Source organism: Metabacillus rhizolycopersici (assembly GCF_020075705.1).
The window spans coordinates 1-1,206 of record NZ_JAIQUM010000217.1 but is presented as its reverse complement, the minus strand read 5'-3'; the positions used below and the strand labels follow the sequence as shown (position 1 = coordinate 1,206).

Here is a 1,206-nt window from a genome sequence, read left to right as displayed (position 1 = left end):
TCGTATTATAAGGTCAGCCAGATATTTCTGGTTGACCATTTTTTATATGGTTTTATTATAACAGTAGCCAGGGTAGAACGTACCTGCTCGTGGGGCTCGACCCCGTCAACTAAACTGTTCGCCCCCTACTTGTAGAAACATGATTAGGCTGGTTGGGACGTAGATCTCGTATAACAAGCGAAGCTGTGACACTGCATGGAGGAATTAGGGGTTACTGGCAAATCACTAGATTAGGAGGATATGTAAAATGAACCCAGTCATAGGTCTGGATATATCTAAAGGGGAAAGTCAGGTTCAAGCATTTCTGGATAGAGGTAAACCATACCGTAAGAGTTTTGAAGTAGATCATACTCTTGAGGGACTTAGTTCACTTGTGTCGTTTCTTGAGTATGTAAAGCAAGAGGCTGGAAAGAAACCTTCAGTCATTTTAGAATCTACTGGGCATTATCAAACTTCAGTTGTTCAATACTTGGAAGAACGAGGGTATTTATTGATTATCATCAATCCATTGATCTCCTATAAGGCAAGAGGATCAAGCTTAAGAAAAGTAAAGACAGATGCCATTGATGCTTATCTTCTCTGTGAGCTGTACTATAAAGAGGAGTTAGAGCCTTATAAAAGGCGTGGAGTCCAGTTATTAAACCTTCGTAATCTCACAAGACAACATGAAAATATAACTGGCGTTATGATCCAAACAAAGCTTCAATTTCAAGCTGTACTTGAACAAGTGTTTCCTGAATATATAGGTGTTTTTGGAGATTTATATTCTGTGGTTTCACTCTTAACTCTCTCAAAGTTTCCTTCTTCGGAAGACATTTTGAAGGCAAGTGAAGAAGCGATTACAGACAAGATATTTGAGGTATGTAAGAGTAGATCCATCAAATGGGCAAATGAAAAAGCGATTCAGCTGAAAGCTGCGGCAGCACGTAATCCTTTTGAAAAGACTGTTTATCAGAGTCATATTTTAAGCCTTGGTATGTATATAAATATTCTTCTTCAGTACAAAGAGCATCTATCAAAGTTAGAGGCAGAGATAGACGCCCTCGCCAAAGAAATTGAAGAATATAATATCATCAAATCTATCCCAGGCATAGGAGAAAAAATCGCGGCAACGATTATTTCTGAAATTGGTGAGATAGATCGATTTAATCATCCTAAGAAACTTGTAGCTTTCGCTGGAGTTGATCCTAGTGTATTCGAATCTGG

1 protein-coding gene is annotated in these 1,206 nt (G+C 38.6%); it reads left to right on the top strand.

The features are described 5' to 3' along the window. Positions 1 to 247: 247 nt before the first annotated feature. The coding region (locus tag K9V48_RS28080) for an IS110 family RNA-guided transposase (protein ID WP_224142324.1) at positions 248 to 1,206 on the top strand (959 nt) is incomplete at its 3' end.